The 23,354-nt window shown below is 66.5% G+C and carries 16 protein-coding genes; 4 read left to right on the top strand and 12 right to left on the bottom strand.

Annotation, left to right across the window (positions count from 1 at the left end; genetic code table 11):
• Positions 1 to 15 precede the first annotated feature (15 nt).
• From rfbD to DLM85_RS20630, 7 genes are all read right to left on the bottom strand, one after another.
• Entirely contained in the window at positions 16 to 873 is an 858-nt protein-coding gene (rfbD, locus tag DLM85_RS20660) for a dTDP-4-dehydrorhamnose reductase (RefSeq protein WP_111480073.1), read from the bottom strand.
• A gap of 86 nt (positions 874 to 959) precedes the next feature.
• A complete protein-coding gene (locus DLM85_RS20655; RefSeq protein ID WP_111480072.1) occupies positions 960 to 2,429 on the bottom strand; it encodes an efflux transporter outer membrane subunit in 1,470 nt (489 codons plus the stop codon).
• A 52-nt stretch (positions 2,430 to 2,481) separates the two neighbouring features.
• Positions 2,482 to 4,221 (bottom strand): efflux RND transporter periplasmic adaptor subunit, encoded by a 1,740-nt coding sequence (locus DLM85_RS20650; RefSeq protein ID WP_111480071.1) that lies wholly within the window; start codon positions 4,219 to 4,221, stop codon positions 2,482 to 2,484.
• A gap of 33 nt (positions 4,222 to 4,254) precedes the next feature.
• Positions 4,255 to 7,599: an efflux RND transporter permease subunit gene (locus DLM85_RS20645; protein ID WP_111480070.1), complete on the bottom strand. Its 3,345-nt coding sequence runs from the start codon at positions 7,597 to 7,599 to the stop codon at positions 4,255 to 4,257.
• Between the two features lie 100 nt (positions 7,600 to 7,699).
• The gene (locus DLM85_RS20640) at positions 7,700 to 8,626 is read right to left on the bottom strand and encodes a TIGR03915 family putative DNA repair protein (RefSeq protein ID WP_243636077.1); all 927 of its coding nucleotides are present in this window, start codon (positions 8,624 to 8,626) and stop codon (positions 7,700 to 7,702) included.
• A gap of 331 nt (positions 8,627 to 8,957) precedes the next feature.
• The gene (locus DLM85_RS20635; RefSeq protein ID WP_111480069.1) at positions 8,958 to 9,140 is read right to left on the bottom strand and encodes a hypothetical protein; all 183 of its coding nucleotides are present in this window, start codon (positions 9,138 to 9,140) and stop codon (positions 8,958 to 8,960) included.
• Positions 9,141 to 9,184: 44 nt separating this feature from the next.
• Entirely contained in the window at positions 9,185 to 10,510 is a 1,326-nt protein-coding gene (locus DLM85_RS20630; protein ID WP_111480068.1) for a putative DNA modification/repair radical SAM protein, read from the bottom strand.
• 183 nt (positions 10,511 to 10,693) lie between these two features.
• Here DLM85_RS20630 and DLM85_RS20625 point away from each other — a divergent pair, with 183 nt between their 5' ends.
• The 4 genes from DLM85_RS20625 to DLM85_RS25600 all read left to right on the top strand — a co-directional run bounded on the left by DLM85_RS20625 (position 10,694) and on the right by DLM85_RS25600 (position 15,600).
• A complete protein-coding gene (locus DLM85_RS20625) occupies positions 10,694 to 12,595 on the top strand; it encodes a BamA/TamA family outer membrane protein (RefSeq protein WP_133257176.1) in 1,902 nt (633 codons plus the stop codon).
• A 507-nt stretch (positions 12,596 to 13,102) separates the two neighbouring features.
• Positions 13,103 to 13,936 carry a CvfB family protein gene (locus DLM85_RS20620; RefSeq protein ID WP_111480066.1) on the top strand — a complete coding sequence of 278 codons (834 nt, stop codon included), beginning with the start codon at positions 13,103 to 13,105 and terminating at the stop codon, positions 13,934 to 13,936.
• A gap of 277 nt (positions 13,937 to 14,213) precedes the next feature.
• Positions 14,214 to 14,903: a Rossmann-fold NAD(P)-binding domain-containing protein gene (locus tag DLM85_RS20615; RefSeq protein WP_111480065.1), complete on the top strand. Its 690-nt coding sequence runs from the start codon at positions 14,214 to 14,216 to the stop codon at positions 14,901 to 14,903.
• Between the two features lie 76 nt (positions 14,904 to 14,979).
• Positions 14,980 to 15,600, top strand: a complete 621-nt coding sequence (locus DLM85_RS25600) for a hypothetical protein (RefSeq protein WP_165822231.1) — start codon at positions 14,980 to 14,982, stop codon at positions 15,598 to 15,600.
• Between the two features lie 225 nt (positions 15,601 to 15,825).
• Here the strand turns inward: DLM85_RS25600 and DLM85_RS20605 are convergent, their stop codons facing one another.
• From DLM85_RS20605 to DLM85_RS20585, 5 genes are all read right to left on the bottom strand, one after another.
• Positions 15,826 to 16,065 carry a hypothetical protein gene (locus DLM85_RS20605; protein WP_207891070.1) on the bottom strand — a complete coding sequence of 80 codons (240 nt, stop codon included), beginning with the start codon at positions 16,063 to 16,065 and terminating at the stop codon, positions 15,826 to 15,828.
• A gap of 106 nt (positions 16,066 to 16,171) precedes the next feature.
• Positions 16,172 to 17,161, bottom strand: a complete 990-nt coding sequence (locus tag DLM85_RS20600; RefSeq protein ID WP_111480064.1) for a DUF4249 domain-containing protein — start codon at positions 17,159 to 17,161, stop codon at positions 16,172 to 16,174.
• A gap of 12 nt (positions 17,162 to 17,173) precedes the next feature.
• Complete coding sequence (locus DLM85_RS20595) at positions 17,174 to 19,594, bottom strand: TonB-dependent receptor (RefSeq protein ID WP_111480063.1); 2,421 nt, start codon at positions 19,592 to 19,594, stop codon at positions 17,174 to 17,176.
• Between the two features lie 213 nt (positions 19,595 to 19,807).
• Positions 19,808 to 20,506 (bottom strand): OmpH/Skp family outer membrane protein, encoded by a 699-nt coding sequence (locus tag DLM85_RS20590; protein WP_111480062.1) that lies wholly within the window; start codon positions 20,504 to 20,506, stop codon positions 19,808 to 19,810.
• 180 nt (positions 20,507 to 20,686) lie between these two features.
• On the bottom strand, positions 20,687 to 23,137 hold the full coding sequence (locus DLM85_RS20585) for an RCC1 domain-containing protein (RefSeq protein ID WP_111480061.1): 2,451 nt from the start codon (positions 23,135 to 23,137) through the stop codon (positions 20,687 to 20,689).
• Between the last annotated feature and the right edge of the window lie 217 nt (positions 23,138 to 23,354).

The raw sequence follows: 23,354 nt of genomic DNA, 5'->3' as shown, positions 1-23,354 counted from the left end.
AAATGCAGGGCCGATTTACGCCAGCCGGCGCATGCACTCCTGCAGGCTCACCCGCCAGTGCGCAATGCCGATGCCCAGCTGGTTTTTGGCCTTGCTCTTGTCGAGCACCGAGTAGGCCGGGCGCGTAGCCCGGGTCGGGTATTCGGCCGTGCGGATGGGCACCACGCGCGTGGGCAGGCCGGCCAGCTCGAAAATGGCCACCGCGAAGTCGTACCACGAGGTGACGCCCTCGTTGCTGTAGTGGTAGAGGCCGTAGTGGGGGTTTTCCGTCTCGATGATGTGCAGCAGCGCCCCGGCCAGGTCGATGCCGTAGGTGGGCGTGCCCGTCTGGTCCCAGATGACGCGCATTTCGTCCCGCTCGCGGCCGAAGCGCAGCATGGTCTTCACGAAGTTGCCGGCAAATTCGGAGTACAGCCAGCTGGTGCGCAGGATGAAATACTTATCCGTGTGAGCCGAAATAACCTGCTCGCCCTCCAGCTTGGTGAGGCCGTAGGCGCTGATGGGCGCGGTTTCGTCGGTTTCGAGCAGGGGCTGATTGCCCGCGCCGGCAAACACAAAATCGGTGGACACGTGCAGCAGCGTGGTGCCAAACTCGGCGCACAGCCGGGCCAGGTTTTCCACCCCGTCCCGGTTCACGCGGCGGGCAATGTCCACTTCGTCCTCGGCCTTGTCGACGGCCGTGTAGGCGGCGCAGTTGATGCAGTATTGCGGCCGGTGCTGCGCAAACGCGGCCCGCAGGCCTTCCGGGTTCAGGATGTTGGCCTGCTCCTCGGGCAGCAGCACCAGGTAGTCGGTCATGTTTCGCTCGGCCGCTACGTGCGCCAGGCATTGCCCCAATTGCCCGGAGGCGCCAAAAACCAACGTTGTCTTCATGCCAAGCGCTTATGCGTGTATCCGCTGCGAAAATAGCGCGTTTCGGCTTGCGGCCGCGTGTTGGTCGTGCTCGGGGGGCCGGCGGCTCACTCCCAGCGGCCGCCCAGGGCGCGCACCAGCTGCACGGTGGCGCGCAGCTGCTCGCCGCGGTTTTGGGCCACCAGCCGGGCGGCCTCCAGGCTGATGCGGTTGGCATCCACCACTTCGAAGTAGGTGGTCAGGCCGGTGCGGTAGCGCTCGGCAGTGAGGCGCACGGCCAGGCGGGCGGCGCGCTGGGCGGCTTCCTGGGCGGCCAGCTGCTGCTGCCGGAAGCGCACGTCGGTCAGGGCGGTTTCCACTTCCTGCACGGCCGTCAGGGCCCGCTGCCGGTATTCGGCGGCCAGGGCGTCGTACTGGGCGGCGGCCACCTGCTGGGTGGCCCGCAGCCGCCCGCCGTTGAAAATAGGAATGGACACGACCCCGCCCACGTAGTAGGTGTAGTTGTCGGCCACGCGCGCCAGATCGGCCAGCTCGGCGCTCTGCGGGCCGATAAAGCCGTTCAGCGCCACCGTGGGCAGCCGGGCCAGCCGGGCCACGTCGGCGCGGGCGCCGGCGGCGGCCAGCTGCCGCTCGGCGCGCTGCAGATCGGGGCGCTGGGCCAGCAGGGCGGCGGGCAGGGCCACCGGCACGGCGGGTGGCGGGGCGGGCACGCCGGGGCGCGGGGCCAGCGCAAAGGCACTGGCCGGCTGGCCCACGGTGGCGGCGAGGGCGGCTTCCAGGCCCGCGCGTTGGCGTTGCACGTCGAGCAGCGAGGCTTCCACCAGGGCCAACTCGCTTTCGGCGCGGCGCAGGGCTATTTCATTGTCGACGCCGGCCCGGAAGCGCGCCTGGGTGAGCTGCACGGCCCGCAGCCGGTCCTGCCGGGTGGTGTCGAGCACGGCCGCGTCGGCATCGAGGGCGCGCAGGCCGAAGTAGTAGGTGGCCGCGTCGGTGGTCAGGGTGAGCTGCACGGTGCGCAGGTCGGCTTCAGCGGCCTGGGTTTCGGCGCGGGCCGCCCGCACCCCGCCGCGCAGCCGGCCCCACACGTCGGCTTCGTAGCTCACATTCAGGGGCACGTAATACTGCGTTTGCACCACGCCGCGGCGGTTGCTGGCCCCGTCGCCGAGGGCAAACGGGATGGGGCGCAGGCCCGAGAGGCGGGTGCGGTAGGCCTGCGGGTCGAGGGTCAGCTCGGGCAGGCGGTAGGAAGTGGCAATGCGCAGGTTGGCGCGGGCTTCCTCCACCCGGGCCGCGGCGGCTTGCAGGGTGGGGCTGGCGGCCAGGGCCTGCTCTTCCAGCCGGCTCAGCTCGGGGTCGGCAAACAGCTGCCACCACGGCGGCAGAGCCGACGGCGGCTCGGGCGCGGGCACTTCGGCGGTGGTCAGCGGCTGCGGCACCACGGGCGCGGCCGGGTCGGCCGGAGTTTTCCAGGCCGTGGGCAGGGGCACCGCGGGCGGCTGGTAGCGCGGCCCGCGGGCGCAGCTGCTCAGCCCGGCGGCCACCAGCAGACCCAGCAGCAAACGAACGGCCGACCACATGCGCGGGCGGCGGGTGGGGAGCGACGATGGAAACGAGAGCAGCGGCACGGCCTCAGGGTTTGCGTTGTGCTGATTCCCGCCCTTGCGGCTTGCCGGCGCTGCGGGCCGCCTGGGCGTCCTCCGGGCCGGCGGGCTTTTTGTCCACGGGCAGCGACTGGCGCGGGCGGTCCGGGTCGTAGAGCGGCTCGGGGCCTTCGGGCGGGCCTTTCTTGCCTTTGGCGTCCTTGCCGGCCTCGGCCTGGCGCACTTCCACGGCCAGCCCGTCGCGCAGGGTTTCGCTGGGGTTGATGACCAGCAGCTCCCCGCCTTTCAGGCCCTTGGTTACTTCCACCTCGTCGCCGAAGTCGCGGCCGGGCACGATGGGCTGGTAGTATACTTTCTGATTGCGCACCACCACCACACGCGGCTCCAGCCCGCTCGGCACCAGGGCATTGGCCGAAATGACCACGCTCGGGGCCGTGCGCGGCACCCGGAAGCGCACCAGGGCAAACACGCCGGGCTTAAGCTGCTCCTGCCGGTTGGGCACTTTCACTTCGGTGAGCAGGGTGCGCGTGTCGGGGGCCAGGGCGCCGGCGTCGCGGGAGACGCGGCCGGGGAAGGGCTTGTCCGGAAACTCGGGCACGATGACGTCGGCCGTAAGGCCGCGGCGGATGCTGGGCGTGAAGTTCTGCGGCACGTTGACGAAGGCCCGCAGCGTGTCGGTTTGCTCCAGCTTGAAAAGCTGGCTGCCCGCGGCGTTGCTGACGGCAATGAGCCCGCCCAGCTCCACGTTGCGCTCCGTCACGATGCCGCTGAACGGGGCCGTGACCAACCGGAAGCTGCGCTGGGCCAGCAGCTGGTTGAGAATGGCGCGCTGGGCCTCGTACTGCGCCCGGCCCTGGTCCAGCTCCTGCCGCGAAATGGCGCCCGGCAGGGCCACGCTGCGCAGGCGGTTGTAGCTGGTACGGGCCAGCTCGGCGTTGGCGCGGGCCTCGGTCACGCGCTGATCCAGCTCGGGCGTGGCAATGCGGGCCAGCAGCTGCCCGCGCCGCACCCGCGCCCCGATATCGGCGTACCAGGCCTCCACGTAGCCGTCGACGCGGGCGAAGAGGTAGGTTTCGCGGTTGGCGCGGGTGTTGGCCGGCAGCTCCAGGCGGGTGGTATCGGGCGCCTTCACGGCGGGCAGCACCCGCACCACGGGCTTGGCAATGAGGGTAGCCCGGGCGGCTTTTTTCCGCTCCTGGCTTTTTTTGATGCGCGGAATGATGCCTACCAGCAGCAACACCACGAACAAGCCGCCCGCAATCAGCGCCACCAGCCAGAAGCGCCGCTTGCCGGGCGGTTTCTTATCCTCGTCGTCCCTTCCGTCATCCGCAGCCGTTGCGCCGTCCGGTTTGTCGTCGGGCTTCGAGGTCGGTTCCTGCTCTGATTTCTGCTCGTCAGCTTTGCGTTCTTGCGCCCCGTCTTTATCCTCCGGCTGGCCGTCCGCTTCGGCTGCCTTTTTCCCGTCCAGCTCCGCGCCCTCGTCACCGGCCTTATCGTTCGCAGCCGGTTTGGCCGGGGCCGCTTCGCCTCCCTCCTGCCCTTCGTTCCGCGCCGAAACCGGGTTTTCGCCGAAGCGCATGTGGTCCTTGATGGCCTGCCCGGGCTCGTTGTGGTTCACCGGGTCGGGCGCGGCGTTGTCGGCCGGGCTCGGGTCTTCGATGCCGTGCTCGTCGGCCCGGCGGCGTTGCGGGCCCGCGGCGGCACCCGGCTGCGCATCGTCGGCGTCGGGGCGGGCGTCTTGGGGCTGGTCGGGCTTTTCGGAGGACATGCGGCGGGGCTCAGCGGATACGTCGGTACGGAATCAGGCGGCTTGCCGGGCGGGCGGGGCCGCGGCGGCCGGTTTTTTCTTCAGAATGCTGTACATCAGCGGCACAAACAGCAAGGTGGTAAACGTGGCCAGCAGCAGCCCGCCGATGACGGCGCGGGCCAGCGGGGCGTTCTGTTCGCCGCCTTCGCCCAGGGCCAGGGACATGGGCAGCAGCCCGATAATGGCCGCCAGGGCCGTCATCAGCACCGGCCGCAGGCGGGTAAAGCCCGCGTCGAGGGCCGCGTCGGCGGGGCTCAGTTCGGGCTCAGCCTGCATCCGCTCGTTGGCAAACGACACCACCAGAATGCTGTTGGCCGTGGCAATGCCGATGCACATGATGGCGCCCATCAGCGAGGGCACGCTAAAGGTGGTCTGCGTCACGAACAGCATCCAGAGCATGCCCGAGAGGGCGCCCGGCAGGGCCGTGATGATGATAAACGGCGTCAGCCAGGACTGAAAGTTGACCACCATCAGCAGGTACAGCAGCACGATGGCGCCCACCAGCCCCAGGCCCAGGCCCAGAAACGAGGTGCGCATGCTCTCCACCTGCCCGCGCACTTCAATAAACGAGCCCTCCGGCAGGTTCAGCTCCAGGGACTTCACGATGTCGCGGATGTCCTTGCTCACCCCGCCCAGGTCGCGGCCTTCCACGCTGGCGTACACGTCGAGCACGCGCTGAATGTCGTAGTCGCTGACTACGGCGGTGGCCAGCTCGCGGCGGGTGGTGGCGAAGTTGCCCAGCAGCTGCGCTTCCGGCTGGTTCGGACCGGTGATGCCGATGTTCTTCACCGCGTCGAGGGTGGCCAGGCGGCTGGGCGGCGTCTGCACGGCCACGGTGTAGTTCACCCCCGACTCGGGGTTGAGCCACTGGTTGGGGTTGGTCTGGGTGCTGGAGCTGAGGTTGACGAGCACGTTGTCGGCCACGTCGCTCTGCGAGAGGCCGGCCTGCTGGGCGCGGGTGCGGTCCACGTCCAGGCGCAGCTGGGGCACTTTGGTCTGAAAGATAAAAGCGTCGACCACGCCGGGCACGGCGGCTATTTTGGCCTGCAGGCGCCGAGCCAGCTTTTCGTTTTCCTCCACCGAGCGGCCCGTCACCTGCACGTCGATGGGCGCGGGCAGGCCGAAGTTGAGCGTCTGGTTAACGATGTCGGCCGGCTGAAAGAAGATTTCCAGGTCGGGGTACTCCTGCTTCACGCGCCGCCGGATTTCGCGGATGTAGTCTTCGCTCGGCCCGTGCTTTTCCTTCAGCGCCACCAGGATTTCCCCGTCGCCGGGCCCGATGACGGGGTTGTCGCTCAGCAGCAGGTTCACCGGGATGTTGGGCAGGCCGATGTTGGACAAGACCAGATCCAGCTCCTCGGCCGGCACCACGCGCCGAATCAGCTGCTCCACTTCCCGGAAGCGCCGCTCGGTTTCCTCCAGCCGGGTGCCCGTGGGGGCGCGCACGTGCAGGCGGATCTGCCCGGCGTCGACCTTGGGAAAGAAGTCCTGCCCGATAAACGGGTACAAGCAGGCCGACACCGCAAACAGCCCCACAAAGCAGCCCACCACCAGCTTGCGGTGGCCCAGGGACCAGCGCAGGGCCTCGCCGTAGGCGTCGCGCAGCCGGTTGAAGCGCTTTTCGAAGCCCACGTGTACCCGCCAGATCCAGCTTTTCTCAATTTTCTCGGCGCCCTTCTTTTCCTCGTCGGTCAAGGGTGCTTCCTCGGCTTCTTCCTGCGGGGTGTCGCGGGCGGCTTCCTTGTCCTGCTCGGCGGCGCGCAGGCGCTGCAGGCCTTTCTCAGCCTCGCTCACCGGCTGCCCGTCGCGGATTTCCTGGCTGGGCACCCGCTCCGGCCCCTGCTGGTGGTAGATGGGCAGCTCCTTGCGCATAAACACCGAGGCCATAGTCGGCAGCAGGGTGCGCGACAGCAGATACGACACAAACAGCACGATAATCACCGTGGTGGCCAGCGGGGTGAAGATGTCGGCGGCCACGCCCGTGAGGAAGAACACGGGCACGAACACGATGGCCAGCCCGAGCGTGGACACCAGCGCGGGCAGGGCCACTTCGCTGGCGCTGTCGAGGATGGACTTTTTCACGCCCTTGCCCATGCTCATGTTGCGGTGCAGGTTTTCCACCTCCACCGTCGCGTCGTCCACCAGGTTGCCGATGCTCATGGCCAGCCCGCTCAGGGTCATGATGTTGAGCGTCTGCCCCAGCCCGTACAGAATGGTGATGGTGAGCAGCGCCGCCAGCGGAATGCTGAGCGTAATCATGCCCGTGGAGCGCCAGGAGCCCAGAAACAGCAGAATCATCACGCCCGTCAGCGCCGCCGCCGTCAGCCCTTCGACGACCACGCCCGTAATGGCCGAGCGCACGAAAAACGACTGGTCGAACAGGAGCTTCACGTCGAGGCCGGGCGGGGCGGTCTGGAGCACCTGCGGCAGCTCTTGCTTGATGCCGTTGATAACGTCCAGTGTGCTGGCCAGGCCGCTTTTGAGAATGGGAATGACGGCCGTGCGCTTGCCGTCCTGGCGCACCAGGTTGTTTTGCACGGCCGCCCCTTCGTGCACGAAGGCCACGTCGCGGATGTACACCGGCACGCCGTCCACGGTCTTGATGGGCAGGTCGTTGAGCGTCTGGATCATCTCCGGACTGCTGTTCAGCCGCACGTCGTACTCCCGGTCGCCGATTTTGGCCACGCCGGCGGGCAGAATCACGTTCTGGCTGATGAGGGTGTTGACCACGTCGTTGCCCGACAGGCCCTTGCCGGCCAGCGCCTCGGGGTCCAGGTCCACCATGATCTGCTTGCGCCGGCCGCCGTTGGGCACCAGCAGGGAGGCGCCCTTCACCACCGCCAGCCCGGGGCGAATAAACGAGCTGCTCGCGTCGTAGAGGTCCGCCTCGCCCAGACTTTCGGAGCTGAGACTGGCCTGGGCAATGGGTACGTTGGAGGCCGAGTAGCGGATAATCAGCGGGGCGCCGATGCCGTCCGGTAAGCCCCGGATCAGCGTGGCCGTAATGGCGGTGAGCTGGGCCACGCCGGCCTCGGGGTCGGTGCCGGGCTGAAAAAACACCTTGATCAGCCCCACGCCCTTGATGGCGCGCGACTCCAGGTGCTCGATGTTGTTAACCGTGGTGGTGTACACGCGCTGGTTCACGTTCAGCACGCGCTTGTTCATTTCCTCGGCGCTCATGCCCTCGTAGCGCCACACCACGCCCACCACGGGAATATTGACCTCGGGGAAGATGTCGACCGCCATGGTCAGCACGCTCGCCACCCCGGCCACCACGATGAGCAGGGCCATGACGACAAACGTGTACGGGCGCGAAAGCGCAATTCGAACAATCCACATAGAGCTCTGCGGCAACGCCGGCGCTCGGGTGCCGACTCAGTGCTCCAAGCCCTTACGGAGAATGCGTGGGGACAGTCGAAATGCCCGCCCGGATAGTGTGTTACCGTCGCTTATTGTCAATGGGCCGGAACTGCCGCTCCCGGGGCTGCTTTTCGGTGAGGTAGCGCCAATAGCGCTTGGGCATGTGGCGCCGGTGCAGCTTCACGTTTTTGCGCTCGGGGATATTGACGTGGTCGAAATACGCCTGCCAGAGCACCTGAAACAGCGGCTCCCGCTCGTCGAGCACGGCGGCCGATACGGCGCTGCTACTGGCTGCCACCGCCTCCACGGCCCGGTCGAAGCTCACCACGTCGGTGCGCTGCAGGTCGTAGTAAAGGCCGTAGCGGCGGCGCCGGTCAAAAATCAGCCAGCGCTGGTCGGCGTAGCGCTTGGTGAAGTGCTCGGCAATGAGCGGCAGCACGTCAAAATCGGGCTCGATGCTGGCGTGAAACAGTCCGTCCTGGGTCCGCTCGAAGCGCACGAAGGCCTCCATGCGGTGCTTTTCGCGAAACAATTGCTTGTTGATTTCGGCCACCGTGCGCACGGTATCGTCGGCGAAATGCTCGCTGATGTCCTGCCCACCAGCCTGAATGGCCAGCTGCACGTAGCGGAAGATGAGCAGCTCCCGGTCGGCGCGCTCCGAGAGAAAGGTTTTGTAGAGGTTGGTGCGCGCCTCGCCCGGCATGTGCCGCAGCATGCCTTCCCACACGCGCCGGGCCTGGTCTTCGTCGGTGAGCACTGAGTGGGTTTCGCTGAACAACCCGCCCTGGGCCGCCCCTTCCGGCGCAATGGCCTCGGGCCAGCGGCGCAGCTGCCAGCAGGTGAGCAGCACCGACAGCAGCCCGTCGAACGAGCCGTCGTAGGTAAAGCGGGCCGCCGCATCGAACCCGGGCGGCAGCGCCCCGCCCGCCCGCAGCGAGGTAACGGACGGCTGAGCCGGCAGCCCGGGGGCGCGGCGGACCAGGGAAGTAGGGCGCAGCTTTTTCACGGTGATAAAACGGGCTTACAAGCTGATTCCAGTCTTAGCTGGCTCGGCGCTGGCTCCTGGCTGGCGCGAGTCTGAAGCGCGCAGCGCCTGACTCGTGTCGCCCGATGGATGGGAGTCTCCAGACTCCCGGCACTTAAACGATAAAGTGTTTCCTTCCCGATTGGCGCGGTTCCGCAGGGCCGCTGGCGGCCGGGAGTCTGAAGAATTCTACTCATCAACACGAGTCACGCGCGACAGACTCGCGCCATTCGGGTCGACAAACGTGCGGAATACGCGAACTGAAAGTTCGCTCCGCTGACCTGCGGTTCGCGCTACGACGCGGAAATAAAGCTTACGCGGCTTCGGCGGGGCGCTGCTGGGCGGCCAGCTGCTCGCGGCGGGCCTGCAGCTGCTGGCGCACGATGGGCAGCAGCTCCGAAAGCCGGCAGCAGCAGGCCATGCGGGCCACTTTATCGGCTTCGTCGAGCGTGGGGCCGAGGGGCAGCGCGGGTTGTTGGTGGTCGAGAATAGTCATGGCGGTGGTATTGAGAGAAGAGGGGGCTAGGCTTGATCGGGCAGTCAGCCGGCCTGGCGGAACAAATCGAGCTGGGGCGACACCAGGTCGGGGGCGGTGACGATGGTGGGCTCGGGGGCGAAGAGGTCGAGCTGGCGCTTCACCAGGGCCGAGCGGGTCTGCCCGTCGCCGTAGAGGATTTTGCGGCGCACGGTCTGCTCGTCGTACTCACGCTTTTCCAGGGCCATGCCGCGGCAGGTGATGAAGTAGCGCGCCCGGCGCAGCACCACCCCGAACTTGTGCAGGTGGTCGAGGGTGAGCGGGGCGAAGCGGCGGGCGGCCACGATGCGCTTGGCGGACTTCATGCCCACGCCCGGCACGCGCAGAATCAGCTCGTAATCGGCCGTGTTCACATCGACGGGGAATACGTGGCGGTGGCGCAGGGCCCAGGCCAGCTTCGGGTCGATTTCCAGGTCGAGGTGGGGGTGCGCCGGGTCGAGAATTTCGTCAGCGTCGAAGCCGTAGAAGCGCATCAGCCAGTCCGACTGGTAAAGGCGATGCTCGCGCATCAGCGGGGGCTGCACCACCTGCGGCAGGCGCTGGTCGCCCGACACGGGCACGTAGCCCGAGTAGTACACGCGCTTCAGGCCGTAGCCCTTGTAGAGGCTGTCGGTGAGCTGAATGATCTGGTGGTCGGTTTCGGGCGAGGCGCCCACGACGAGCTGGGTGGTCTGGCCGGCGGGGGCAAACTGCGGGGCTTTCTTGAACAGCTCCCGCTCCTCTCGGTTAGCAGCCACCTTGCTTTGAATCTGACTCATCGGCGTCAGAATCTCGGCGTAGTTTTTCTCGGGCGCCAGGGCCTGCAAGCTCAGCTCCGAGGGCAGCTCGATGTTGACGCTCAGGCGGTCGGCGTAGAGGCCGGCTTCCTGAATCAGCTCCTCGGAGGCGCCGGGAATGGTCTTGAGGTGGATGTAGCCGTTGAAACGCTCCTCGGTGCGCAGCTTTTTGCAGATGCGCACCAGCCGCTCCATGGTGTAGTCAGGCGAGGAGAAGATGCCGCTGCTCAGAAACAGGCCCTCGATGTAGTTGCGGCGGTAGAAGTTCATGGTCAGGTCCACCACTTCCTCCACCGTGAAGGCGGCGCGCTTCACGTCGTTGGACTTGCGCGAAACGCAGTAGGCGCAGTCGAAAATGCAGTGGTTGGTGAGCAGGATCTTCAGCAAACTCACGCAGCGGCCGTCCTCGGTGTAGGAGTGGCAGATGCCCATACCTTCGGCGTTGCCCAGGCCCTTGTCCATGTTCTTACGCTTGCCACCGCTGCTCGAGCAGGAGGCATCGTACTTGGCGGCGTCGGCCAAAATGCTTAGCTTTTCTATGATTCGCTCGTTCATCGAGGGGCTGCGCTTCGGGTTGTAAAGAACCCAAAAAACGCCTGGTTGCGCAACTCAGTTCCAGTTTTTTTGGGACTAATTTTTTTAGACACAACCTCAGCATAATACGCCGCGCAACCGCACCGACCGGGGCTTTCGTATCTTCGTTGGCAACGCCCGGGGCCCGGGCGGTGTCTGATTCCTGTGCTTACCCGTCTGCCGCGCTACTTCCTATCCTTACTCGTACCGGTGCTGGCCCTGGCGTCGGCGGGCCCGGCCGTAGCCCAGCAGCAGCCCGCTGTGCGCGACACCGTGCGCCGCCCCGCCAGCGCGCCCGTCGACTCGCTGCGCCGCGGCTTCGACCAGCAGCGCTTCCTCGGCGGGCTCAAGGCCTACACCAAGCGCAAAACCATCCTGGGCAAGGCAGCCTCGGTGCTCTTCAACTTCACCGAGCGCCGCGAGGAGCAGGGCGGCCTCGATGCCACGCTGCTCGACCGGCAGTACGACCGGCACAACTACAAGGTGGTGCGCCGCGTCGACGTGAAGACGCTCGACGCGTTTGGCTTCAACATCAACGACTCGACGCGGGTGCCGCGCAACATTCTGGAGAAGGGCGGCAACGCGCTGCACATCAAGACGGCCCGGCGCAAGATTCGCAAGCTGCTCTTGTTCCGGCCCGGCCAGGAGCTGAAGCCCCAGTCGTTGGCCGAAACCGAGCGTCTGCTGCGCCAGACCAACTTTATCCTGGATGCGCGGGTGGTGGTCAACGAAAAAACCTCCACCAAGGACAGCGTCGACATCAAGGTCATCACCAAGGACGTGTTCAGCATCAGCGGTGGCCTGCAGATTCGCGACGTGGGCGCGGGCCTGCTCACGCTGCGCGACAAGAACTTCCTGGCCCGCGGCCACGACTTCCGCAACCGCCTCGACTACGGCCTCTCGAACCCGCAGGGCTGGCAGTACGAGGGCAGCTACACCGTGCCGCTGCGCAACTACGTGGGCGTGCAGGCCCGCTACCGCAACCAGTGGCAGTACGAGGAAGCGGGGGCGTCGCTGTACCGCGGCTTCGTGTCGGTGAATACGCGCTACGCCTACGCCCTGAACCTGACGCGCTTCAACCAGGGCATTCAGCGCACCTTCCCGGAGGACGGCACCATTCCGGAGTTCGACCCGATGGGCTACACCGTGGCCGATGCCTGGGTGGGCCGCGCCTTTCAGCCCCGCTCCTACGACCTGGGCTACGAAAACCCGGCCCGCGTGGTGGTGGCCACCCGCGCCATTCGCACCGACTACTACCGCCGCCCCGACCCCACGTTTCAGAGCAGCAACACGGCCCTGTTCAGCCTGGGCTACAGCGTGCGCCGCTACTACAAGGACCGCTACCTGTTCGGCTTCGGCCGCACCGAGGACGTGCCCACGGGCTCCTTGCTCACCTTCACCAGCGGCTACGACGTGAACCCCACCGGCGGGCGCTCCTACTTCGCGGGGCGCGTGGCGCTGGCCGGCTTCAACCCGCTGCACGGCTACCTGTACGTCAACGGTGAGTACGGGCGCTTTTACCGCTACGGGCGCTGGCAGGAAGGCGCGTTTTCCAGCGAAATTCTGGCTTTCACGCGCCTGTACCACACCGGCAACTGGCAGTGGCGCCACTTCTTCTGGAACCGCAGCATCATCGGCATCGGCCGGCAGCCCTCCGACCTGGTGCTGAGCATTGCCGGCGACCGGGGCCTGCGCGGCATGAGCGACGACGGCATCCTGCGCGGCACCTCGCGCTTCGTGCTCAACTACGAGGCCAACGTGTTTACGCCGGTGTCGTTCCTGGGCTTCCGCGTGGCCGGCATTGCTTGGGCCGACGTAGCCTGGCTGAGCACAAACGGCCGCCCTTCGCCCTTTCAGAACAAGCCCTACACCGGCTTCGGCCTGGGCGTGCGTCTGCGCAACGAATACCTGGCCGTCAACACCATTCAGCTGCTGTTTGGCTTCTACCCCCAGGGCGTCGACGACGGCCGCGGCACCCGCCTCTACCAGACCTCGCGCACCATCTACCGCTTCAACGACTTCAGCTTTGGCCAGCCCAGCATCGTGCGGTATGACTCGGGATTGTAGCGGAGCTTAGAAGGGTAATAGGTTATGCGCTAAGGGAAATAAATGATGAACTCACAACTATGCCGCTTCGTGTATTTGTCCGCGCTTCTGCAGGGCCATCTATTCTGAACACGTGTGTTTTAGTAGTACTGGCCCTGTGTTTTTGGAGTACTAAGATCCTGCCTCACTCAGAATCGACTTGGCTAGCACTTGCCGTCTTTGCTTGGTTCACAGCTCTGTTCAGCAGCTTAGCCAATACCGTACTGCTGGTGATAATGCTGACTACAAAACGCTATAAACTTGCTACTGCCTACGCGCTGGGAGCCGTTCTGTGTATCTCACCTTTGGTGTTTCTTACCTGGGCAATAGCAGCTACGGGTGGGAAACCGGGTGGATAAGGGTTATTTCCCTACCAGAATTTCCAGACAAACTATAAGTATACACCCTGCCCCTCCCTAACGCCTAAACTTCCCGACCTTTGCCCGGCTAGAGCCGCGTTGCTCCTCGATAACTGCCCCTCCCCTGCCCATGAACCTTGGCGACTATAACGACCTGGAAGTAGCCCGCTTCGTCGAATTTGGTATCTACCTGACTTCCGACGACGGCGACATTCTCATGCCCGACCGCTATGTGCCGGCCGGCGTGCGCGTGGGCGACATGGTGCGCGCCTTCGTGTACCGCGACTCCGAGGACCGCCTCATCGCCACCACCGAAACGCCGCTGGCCAAGGTCAATGAGTTTGCCGTACTCAAGGTCACTTCCGCCAGCGCGCTGGGCGCCTTCCTCGACTGGGGCCTGCTCAAGGACCTGCTGCTGCCCCTGCGCAACCAGCCCAAGCGCGTGCACGTGGGCGACCTGGTGCTGGTCTACATCTACCTCGACGAAACCTCCGACCGCCTGGTGGCCACTGCCAAGTGGGAGCGGTTCACCGACCGCAACCCGCTGCTGGAGCCCGGCCAGCAGGTGCCGCTGCTGGTGGCCGGCCAGAGCGAGCTGGGCTACGCCGTGCTCGTCGACGGGCGCTACCAGGGGATGCTGTTCCGCAACGAGGTGTTTCGCCCGCTCAGCATCGGCGACCAGCTGACCGGCTACGTGCGCCAGGTGCGCGAGGACGGCAAGGTGGACGTGAGCCTGCAGCGCCAGGGCTACGACGAAGCCCTGGCCGCCGCCGACGAGCTGGTGCGCTACCTGCGCAAAGCCGGCGGCAAGCTGCCCATCACCGACAAAACCGACCCGGAGGAAATCTACCGCCGCGTGGGCATGAGCAAGAAGGTGTTCAAAAAAGCCCTCGGCACCCTCTACCGCCGCGGCCAGGTGGAGCTGCACCCCGACTCCACGCGCCTCATCGACGACGCCGAGTAAAAGCGCCGGCCGTGCGGGCGCCGGTTTAGCCACTCAGCGGCGTAACCGGTGCCCGAACTAAAGCTGGTGTTCAACCTACGTAGCCCGAGGCTTCGCCGAACTCGCAAGGGCTGCTTGCGCGTCAGACGCAGGCTGAAAGCCTGCCTTGGGGTAGGCACCGGTTACGGCGCGGCGCGGCTAAACCGGCGCCCGCGCGTCCTCAGCAAGCCTGGCCGAACCTTCGGGCGCTTCTCCCGTTGGGGAAACCGTCAACTCCTCCCCTGACCGTTTGCCAGACATGGACCCCACTTCGTCGGCGCCCCAGAAAGTCGCCCTCATTGCCGGCGCCAGCGGCCTCGTGGGCAGCCAGCTGCTGCCTTTGCTGCTCAGCTGCGGCCGCTACACTAAAGTCATCAGCGTGGGGCGCCGGCCGCTGCCGCTGATGCACCCGCTGCTGGTGCAGCGCACCGTCGATTTCGACCACCTCGAAGACCACCGCCTCTCGCTGATTGCCGACGACGTGTTCTGCTGCCTGGGCACCACCATGCGGCAGGCCGGCTCGAAGGAGGCGTTTTACAAGGTGGACTACCTCTACGTGGTGAAGCTGGCCGCCCTGACGGCCGCCAACTTCGCCGCCCAGTTCATGGTCGTGTCGGCCATGGGCGCCGATGCCCACTCCTCCTTCTACTACAACCGCGTGAAGGGCGACATGGAAGCCAGCGTGCGGCAGGCGCCGTTCCGGTCCGTCCACATCTTTCGCCCCTCTCTGCTGCTGGGGGCGCGCCCCGAAAAGCGCCTGGGCGAGCAAATCGGGGCGGTGCTGCTGAAGCTGGTGAACCCGCTGCTGCTGGGCCCGCTGCGGCGCTACCGGGCCGTGGCGGCCCAGGCGGTGGCGCAGGCCATGCTCAACGCGGCCTACCAGGACGGCGGCGGCGTGCGCGTGCACCTGTCCGATGAAATTCAGGCGGGCGTCTCGCCCTCGGCCTGAATTGCACTCGAATCCGTAAGTTTGGCTTCTGATAACTCCGAAAACAAACGCAGCGACCCTAATTTTGCATTCATCCATGAAAAAGCCCCTTCTGCTTCTGTTCCTGCTCACGCTGGCCCTCGGAATCGGACAAGTTTCGGCCCAGACCAAGAAAACCAGCACCAAGTCCGGCAAGTCGTCCGGGGGCAAGGGCGGCGGCAGCAAAAGCAGTGGTAGCGGCGGCGCCGGCTACACCACCGGCATCGGTCTGCGCGGGGGCGGCTTTGCCTCGGGCCTGACGGTGAAGCACTTCTTCAACCCCGGCAAGGGCGCAGCCGTCGAGGGCCTGGTCACGACCGAATACCTCGGCCGGGGCGCCCGCTTCACGCTGCTGCTGGAAAAGCACTGGACCATCCTGCCCGACGTGAAAAACCTGCAGTGGTACCTCGGCGCGGGCCTGCACGCCGGCGCCTACCGCGGCCGCTACTACTACGTGGTGGAGTACCGCCGCAAAAAGCACGACCGGTACTACTACGCCTACTACGCCGACGACCAGGTGTACCCGGTGTTCGGCGCCGACTTCGTGCTGGGCCTGGAGTACAAGATTCCGGACCTGCCGCTGGTCATCAGCGCCGACTACAAGCCCTACTTCGACGTGTACCGCGGCAACAGCGCCGTGTACCAGGACGCGGCCGTGAGCGTGCGCTTCAGCTTCTAGGGCGTTTTTCGGTTGATTGTTGGCTCGTTAGTCCGGTGTAGAGACGCAACCTTACGTCTTGCCGTTGAACGGCCAAACCTGCACTGGCTAAAACAACATCAGCAACGATTGAGATGCAAGGTTGCGTCTCTACACTGTGCCGGTTGACTTTCTCAAAAACGCACGAGGCCCCGCCGGATGATCCGGCGGGGCCTCGTGGCTTACAGTCGCGGCAGTAGAACGAAGCTACCAGCGGCGGCCGTGCCCGTGCCCGTAGTAGCGCGGGCCGTAGTAGGGCCGCGGGGCGGGGCGGTAGTATGGCCGGGCCCGGTAGTACGGACGCGGCGTGACGATAACCGGGGCCGGCCGCACGATGACGGGCGGCGGGGGCGGCCCGACCACGTAACCAGACGAAACGCAGCTGGTCAGCAGGCCACCAACGGCCACGGCGCCAGCCAGCACCAAGGTTTTCAGCAGATTAGGCATATATCAGAAGCGCCGGAGCGCGGGTTGGTTCTGCATTATTAGACGCAACCCACCTACGCAAGTTTAATGCCGCTACAGGCTCCGGGCCGATTTTTCCAGTCGTAGCCTACAGCGGCAGGCGCACCCAGGTATCGGTGGCGCCGCCGAAGATGCCGAAGCCGGGCGCCACGTTGGAGTACAGCGGCGTGGGCTCGGCGAAGGGGTTGCCGTCGTTGTTGCTGTACTGCACGTAGCTGTTGTAGAAGAGGTACAGGTCGCGGGTGAGGTGGCTGAGCGTGACCTGCAGATAGGCCTGCCCGCCGGTGCCGGGCTGCCCACTGCCGCTGTAGAACGTCACGTTGGCCGAAAAGCTGAGACGCTGCCCGTTCACGTTCGAGTCGCTGAAGGGATACAGCTCGTAAGAGGAGCGCGGATCCGAGAGACGATAGGTGGGCACGGCCACGCCGGTATCGTCCTCGTCGCTGAGGTTGAGGTAGCCCACACGCTGCCCATCGGCGTCCACGATCTGGGCCGTCACCAGGTAGTAGTCGTTGCTGCCGCCGGGCTCGTCGAAGGCCACGGTGACGCGGGCGCGCGTCTGGCCGCTGTTGCTGCTCAGCGGGGTCTGGGTCACGTCCACGGCCACGGGCGCGGGCAGCGTCAGCTGGCTTTCGGCCGGCTCGATGCCCGGCACCGCGGTGCGCACCCGGTAGGTCTGCCCGGGCCGGAACTGGTAGCGCAGCGTGGGGCGGTACTGGCCCTGGTTGTAGTAGCCGCCGCCCGGGTACGGGGAGGGCGCCGCCGTAATGGGCCGGTAGCGCTCCACCACCGCGCCGGCCGCGTCGCGCACCTCCACGGTGGCGTCGGTGCGGCCCTGCAGGGGCGTCAGGTCGTAGAGGCGCTGGCTCACGCTCACGAAGGGCAGGCGGCCCAGGTAGTTCTGGCGCATCACCGAGTCGTTGGCGGCCAGGTTGTCGAGGGTCAGCACCATGGCCACGCGGGGGGTGTGCGCGGGCTCGGGCACGTCGATGGCCGTGTCGCAGGCCGCGAGCAGGGCCGGCAGCAGCAGGGCGGCGGACCGGGTTTTCCGCAGAAAATCAGACTGGATGAACGTCATGGCAGAATCGGATTAGAAGCGGAAGCTCTTGCTGAAGGAGGGCAGAATGGGGAACAGGCTGATCTGGCGGTAGGTCGGCTTTTGCGTTTGCCCGGTGTAGGAATTTTGGTAGCCCGGGTCGAAGTACAGGAAGTAGGGGTTGCGGCGGTTGTAGGCGTTGTAGACGGAGAAGCTGTTCACGATTTCGCCCCACTTCTTCTTCTTGGTCTGGCTCAGGTCCAGGTCGAGGCGCTGGTAGGCGCGCATGCGGTAGGAGTTGCGCGGGCCGTAGTCGTCGAACTGGTAGAAATCGGGGCCGAGCGTGTAGCTGCCGCGCGAGAGCGTGACGGCGTTGCCGGTGCCGTAAACGAAGGTGCCCGACAGCCGCAGCGTGGGCGAAAACTGGTGAATGACCACCAGCGTCGCGTCGTGGCGCCGGTCGTACTTGTAGGGGTAGATCTGGCCCTGGTTCAGCTCGGCGAAGCGGCGGCGGCTCCAGGCCAGGGTGTAGCCCACCCAGCCGGTGGTACGCCCCGATTTCTTCTGCACGAACACCTCCGCCCCGTAGGCCCAGCCCTGCCCGCTGGTCACTTTGTCTTCCCAGTTGCTGTCCGTCGTACCCAGGAAGCTCGCGCCCTCGCGGTACTCGATCAGGCGCTGCATGGGCTTGTAGTAGGTTTCCAGGCTCACTTCGTAGTCCTCGTCCTTGAAGCGCACGTTGCGGGCCGCGCCCAGGGCCACCTGCTGGGCTTTCTGGGGCTTCACCTTGGGCGTGGCCGGCACCCACAGGTCGGTGGGCAGGCCGATGCCCGAGTTGGCCAGCAGGTGAATGTACTGGGTGGTGCGGGCGTACGAGGCTTTCAAGGACCAGTCCTCGGTGAGCAGGTAGCGGGCGGCCAGGCGCGGCTCCACCGAGGGGTAGAGCTTGCCGCGCACCAGAAAGCTGTTGAGGCGCAGGCCGCCGTTGACCTTCAGCCGCTCCGTTACTTTGTAGTCGTCCTCGGCGTAGAGGCTCATTTCCTGGGCCTGGGTGCGCGAGCCGATGTTGAAGTTGATGTTGTCGTCGGGGTTGTTGCTCTTGGCCTGGGCCGCGCCGGGCCGGAACTGGTGCCAGATGTACTGCCCGCCGAAGCGGATGTAGTGGTCGGGCAGGGGCACGTAGTCGAAGTCCGACTTCAGCGACCAGTCGCGGATGTTGGAGAGGTACTTCAGCGCGTACTTATCGGTGCGCAGCGTACCGTTGTCGTTGCGCCGCTCCTCCTGCTCGATGCCCACGTCGAACTGGTAGCGGCTGAACGTGAGGTGGGTGTTGACGAACAGCCGGTCGTTGACGAGGTGGTTCCAGCGCAGGGCCGAGGTCAGGTTGCCCCAGCCCAGCCCGTTTTTCATCTTCGAGTACTCGTCCGAGCTGCCGCGCTTGTCCTTCATGCGGGCGTAGAACTTGTCGCGGCCGGTGTAGGCGCTCAAATACAGCCGGTCGCGCGGACCCAGTTTCCAGTTCACCTTCGCGTTCAGGTCGTGGAAGAAGTAGCCAATGGTGGGCCGCTCGTCGGCCGGAATGCCCTCGGCGGCCATGGCCAGGCTGATGAGCGGGCGGGCCAGCACGTCGATGTAGGTGCGCCGGGCCGAGATGATAAACGAGGCGGTATCCTTCTTGATGGGCCCTTCCAGCGTCACGCGGGAGGCAATCAGCCCGATGCCGCCTTCGCCGTGAAACTCCTGCATGTTACCCTCCTTCATGCTCATGTCGAGCACCGAAGAAAGGCGGCCGCCGTAGCGGGCCGGGAAGCCGCCCTTCACCAGCTCCACGTTGTTCAGGGCGTCGGCGTTGAACACCGAGAAGAAGCCGAACAGGTGGGAGGCGTTGTAGACGGGCGTGCCGTCGAGCAGGATCAGGTTCTGGTCGGGCGAGCCGCCGCGCACGTAGAGGCCGTTCTGGCCCTCGCCGCCGCTCTGCACGCCGGGCAGCAGTTGCAGCACCTTCAGCACGTCCCGCTCGCCGAACAAGGCCGGCACGGCCTTCATCTGGCTGATCGGAATGTTCATGGTGCCCATGCGGGTGGTGCGCGCAATCTGCTCCTCGCGGGTGCCCACGATTTCCACCGATTGCAGCTCGCTGCTGGCCGGCTGTAGCCGGATGTCGAGCTGCTGGCTTTTGTCGAGGCGCACCGGGCGCAGCTGGCGCTGGTAGCCCAGGTAGGAGGTCAGCAGGCGGGTGGTGTCGCCGGTGGCGGGCAGCGTGAGCGAGAAGAACCCGTAGGTGTTGGTGGCGGTGCCCTGGCCCGAGCCCGGGTGCACCACGGCCACGCCGATGAGGTTTTCGCCGGTGCGGGCGTCGCGCACGTAGCCGCTGAAGGTGACGCGGGCCGGAGTGGGCTGCTGGGCCACCACGGCGGCCGTGGGCAGGCCGCCGAGCACGGCCGCCAGCACGCCGGCGCGTAAAGAGGAATGCATAGAACTATAAATTGAGGGAGAGGGGGCAGGCAAAATCCCGGCAAGCTACCACATTCGGCCACAGCATAATGCAGCGGATGTGGTGCGCCGGCAGCCGCCGTACCTGTCGGCAAGAGCCAACTGGCGGCGGATTGGTTGGATAATCAGCGGAAAAAATAAAACCCCGCCGCCCGGGTGCGGGCGGCGGGGTTCAGAACGCGCGGAGCGGGCCATTTATTTTCGGCCGGCGGCGTAATCCGCGTTCAGGCGCTTGAGCACGATGTCGGTGATGTCGAGGCCCTGGCGGGCGTAGGCAATGGTGCCGCCCCCGGCCACCAGGATCAGGTCGTAGTTATTTTCCTTGCCGTAGACTTCCAGCAGCTTGTTGACCTTGGTGAGCACGCCGCCGGTCATCTTGGCTTCCTCCTCCTGGGCCTGCTGCTGCAACTGCTGCTGCTGCTGGGCTACCTGCTGCTCCTGCTGCTGCAGGCGCTGCTCGGCTGTGGCGCGCTGCTCATCGGTCATGCTGGGGGCCATTTTCTGGTAGCTCTGCACGGCGTTCTGCAGGCTCTGCACGGCGGCGCGGTGCTTCTGCTCCCACACGGCCGCCTTTTTCTCGAAGGCCCGGCGGGCGTCCTGCAGGCCCCGGTAGCGGTCGAGCAGCTTGCTCGATTCCACGTAGGCCACCTTGCGCACGTTGTCTTCCGTAGCGGCCGGCGCGGGCGCGGCGGGCTTGGCCTCTTCTGCGGCAGCCGGCGCATCGTCAGCATCAGCGGCTGAGTCGGGGGCCGTCATGGGCGGCGGAGCGGGGGCGGTGGTGGCCACGGCCGGGGCGGAAGTGGCGGGCTTACTGGCAAAGTGCAGGTAGAACAGCACCCCGACGGCAAGCAGCAGGACGGCGTTGAGGGCGAGTTGAAGCGGGGAGTTTTTCATGCGGGCAGAACGCGACAAAAGCGGGCCTGGCGTGGCCCTATCCGGCAAAGATGCGCTGATTTGGCAAAACGCCCGGCGTGGCCGCCGGCCGGGCGGCAACGCCGGGCCGGCGGGCTCCGGCCACGGCCCGGCGTAGAAGCGCCGCCCGGCGGCCCGGCTTGCAGCGCCGCCGGGCGGCAGTTAGCGCACGGCCACGCGGGCCGCGGCCGTACGGCCGTCGGGGTAGCGCAGGCGGGCCAGGTACCAGCCGGCCGGCAGCGGGCGCAGCGGCACCGCCCCGGTGGCGGCCGGCGGCAGGGCGTACGTGGCTACGCGGCGGCCCGCCAGCGAGTACACCGTCAGCTCGGCCCCGGCCACGGGGGCGGCAAGGACGTAGCGCAGGGGTTGGCCGGCGTCGAGCACGGTGGGGTAGGCGGCGAAGGAAACCGCAGCGCGGGCCGTGGCCGCAGCCAGCGGCGCCCAGCTGAGGGGGTGCGGGACGTCGAAGTAGTTGGGGTGGTAGCCCAGCTGCCCGTAGGTATTGTCGCCCCAGGCCCACAGCGTGCCATCCTGGTGAATGGCCAGGGTGTGGGCGCGGCCGGTGCTGATCTGCCGCCAGGTGGCCGTTCCGAGCTGAGTCGGGGTCGGGTGCGCCGTGAGCGTGCCGTCGCCGAGCTGCCCGTAGGAGTTAGCCCCCCAATTCCAGAGCGTACCGTCTTGGCGCAGGGCGGCCGCAAATTCGGACCCGAAGTCGGGGTAAGCGCTAATGCTCTGCCAGTTGGTGGCGGCGCCCACCTGCCCGGGCGTGCTGCGGCTGGTCGTGGTACCGTCGCCGAGCTGCCCGTAGGTATTGTCGCCCCAGGCCCAGAGCGTGCCGTCGGCGCGTACGGCCAGCGAATAGTGGCTGCCGGCCGCCGCCGCCCGCCAGCTGGCGGTGCCGACGCGGGCGGGCGTGGTGTAGCTGCCCGGTTGCCCAAAGGCGCCCCAGCTCCACAACGAGCCATCCGTGCGCAGCGCCAGCGTAGGCGTACCGTTGTTGGATACGCTCAGCCAGTCGGTGGCCGTGCCCACCTGCGTGGGCGTGTTGCGGTTGGTCGTGGTGCCGTCGCCGAGCTGACCATACCCGTTGTTGCCCCAGGCCCAGAGCGTACCGTCGCGGCGGATGGCCAGCGTACTGCTCTGCCCGGCCTCCACGCTCTGCCAGTTCTGCGCGGTGCCCACCCGGGCCGGCATGGGGCTGGCCGCGGCCGCCCCAATGCCCAATTGGCCGGAATAGTTGCTACCCCAGGCCCACAGGCTGCCATCGGTTTTCACCGCCCCCGAGTGACCCTCGCCGGCGCTGCTGCTTTCCCAGTCGGCGGCCGTGCCCACCTGCGTTGGGGGGTAGTGGTCGGTGGTCGTGCCGTCGCCCAGCTGGTTGAACAGGTTTTGCCCCCAACTCCATAGGGTGCCATCGGCGCGCACGGCCAGCGAATGATTGACCCCGGCGCTGACGCTGCGCCAAGTGGTTGCCGCGCCGACGCGCACGGGCGCCGAGTTCTGCTGCAATGAGCGTTCCACCGTACCGAGTTGGCCGTAATGATTCTCGCCCCAGCCCAGGAGCGTGCCGTCGGCGCGCAGGGCCAGGGAGTGGCGGGCGCCGGCACTGACGACGCGCCAGCCGCCGGCCGTCACCACCTGGACGGGTACGAGGCGGTTGGTCCGGGTCGCGTCGCCCACCTGCCCGGAGTAGTTGAAGCCCCAGGCCCAGAGCGTGCCGTCGGCTTTCACCGCCAGCGTGTGCGAGTCGGCGCTGATCAGCTGCCAGCTGGTGGCCGTGCCCACCTGCCCGGGCGTCAGGCGGTCGGTGGTGGAGCCGTCGCCGAGCTGCCCGTTGTTATTGGTGCCCCAGGTCCAGAGCGTGCCGTCGGCGCGCAGGGCGGCTACGTGCTTGTATCCCGCGCTGACGGCCCGCCAGTTGGTGGCCGTGCCCACCTGCCCGGGCGTGCTGCGGCTGGTCGTGGTACCGTCGCCGAGCACACCGTGGTAATTCCACCCCCAAGCCCAGAGTGTGCCGTCCGTACGGATGGCCAGGGTGCTGCCGCCGCCGATGCTGACGCTCTGCCAATTGGTCGCCGAACCGATTTGTACCGGCGTGAGGCGGTCGGTGGTGGTGCCGTCGCCCAACCGACCACCACCGTTGAAGCCCCAGGCCCACAGGGTGCCGTCCGTGCGGATGCCGACGGTGTGGCCCGAGCTTGTGGCAACGCTCAGCCAGTTGGTGGCGGTGCCCACCTGCCCGGGCGTGCTGCGGCTGGTCGTGGTGCCGTCGCCGAGCTGGCCCCACGAGTTTTCGCCCCAGCCCCACAGCGTGCCATCCGTCCGAATGGCGAAGGTTGTACGGTCTGCAGCACTGATGCTGCGCCAGGTGGCGCCGCCACGCACGGGCACCGGCTCAAAGCGGCGGATGGTGGTACCGTCGCCGAGCTGGCCCGCGTAATTATCGCCGCACGCCCAGAGCGTACCGTCGGCGCGCAGGACCATGGTGTATTCCTGGCCGGCGTCCAGGGTTACGGCCGCTGCGGGCTGCGCCTGCCCGGACGCCACTGCGGCCACCAGCAGGCAACCGATCAGGCAACTGTAGTGAAAAAGCCGGCGACAAAGGTGTACCATACGAGTAATGCTGAGGATGAAGAATAGCAGGTAAACATACCGCTCCTGCTGATCAAACCGGTTACCGTGAGCTAATTCCCCGGCCGTTTGCGCGGGCGGGTTTGTTTCGCCTGGCGCGCAGCCCGGGATACCGCGCACCCATTAGGCCGGGAGCCAATTGAACTATAAGCAAATTATACTATATTAATACAAGGCAAGCCAGATAGATTCTCACGCT

It is taken from the genome of Hymenobacter edaphi (genome assembly GCF_003258365.1).
In the GTDB taxonomy this organism is placed as follows: Bacteria; Bacteroidota; Bacteroidia; order Cytophagales; family Hymenobacteraceae; genus Solirubrum; species Solirubrum edaphi.
The sequence above is the reverse complement of the archived record's forward strand: the minus strand, read 5'-3'. Positions and strand labels throughout refer to the sequence as shown.